General features: G+C 40.7%; 2 pseudogenes. Both read right to left on the minus strand.

What is annotated here, in order from left to right:
* A pseudogene (gene eno / locus ACFIO3_RS13720) lies at nucleotides 1–638 on the minus strand (phosphopyruvate hydratase); the annotation flags it as partial.
* A 69-nt stretch (nucleotides 639–707) separates the two neighbouring features.
* Nucleotides 708–1048: pseudogene (locus ACFIO3_RS13725) on the minus strand (3-deoxy-8-phosphooctulonate synthase); the annotation flags it as partial.

The following is a 1048-nucleotide window of genomic DNA, read 5'->3' on the forward strand; positions in this document are numbered from 1 at the left end:
CTTTTAAATTGAGGTGCAAAACCACCTTCATCACCAACATTGGTATTATAACCTGCACCCTTTAAACGCTTTTTCAACGCATGAAAAATTTCAGCACCATAACGAATTGCTTCTCGAACAGTAGGCGCTCCTATAGGAATAATCATAAACTCTTGAAAATCAATCAAGTTATCAGCATGAACGCCACCATTAATAATGTTCATCATAGGTGTTGGAAGAATATGCGCTTGTGTACCCCCAATATAACGATACAAAGGTAAATTTAATGAAGCCGCAGCTGCTTTTGCAACAGCTAATGAAACACCAAGAAGTGCATTGGCACCAAGACGGGCTTTGTTTGGCGTTCCATCCAAAGCAATCATGGCTTGATCAATAGCGATTTGATTTGTTGCATCCCGACCACCAAGTTCTTCAAGAATTTCGCCATTGACTGCAGCAACTGCTTTTTCAACACCTTTTCCTTGATAGCGCAAACCACCATCACGAAGTTCTATAGCCTCGTGTGCTCCCGTTGAAGCTCCCGAAGGAACCATAGCACGACCAAACGCACCATTTTCCAAATGAACATCAACTTCTACCGTTGGATTACCACGGCTATCAAGAACTTCACGTCCAATGATATCGACAATTATAGTCATATGTATTTCCTTATCCGATAAAAGTCGCGATTCATTTCTAACAACCTATTAATGAAATACTTTTTCTTCTCAATTCAGTTTCTTTGACAGATAATCGAATTCCATTAAAGTCTCAAGCAATCTTTGTAAATCATCAATTTTAATCATATTGGGTCCATCAGAAGGCGCATTATCTGGATCTTGATGCGTTTCTAAAAAAATACCTGCGACCCCAACAGAAACAGCCGCACGCGCTAAAATTTCAACAAATTGACGCTGTCCACCAGATGAAGAACCATGACCACCCGGCTCTTGAACAGAATGCGTTGCATCAAAAATAACAGGAGCACCCAATGAACGCAAAATAGGCAACGAACGCATATCAGAAATAAGTCGGTTGTAACCAAATGACGTGCCTCGCTCACAAAGCA

Source organism: Bartonella sp. AD328YNZD, assembly GCF_042196425.1.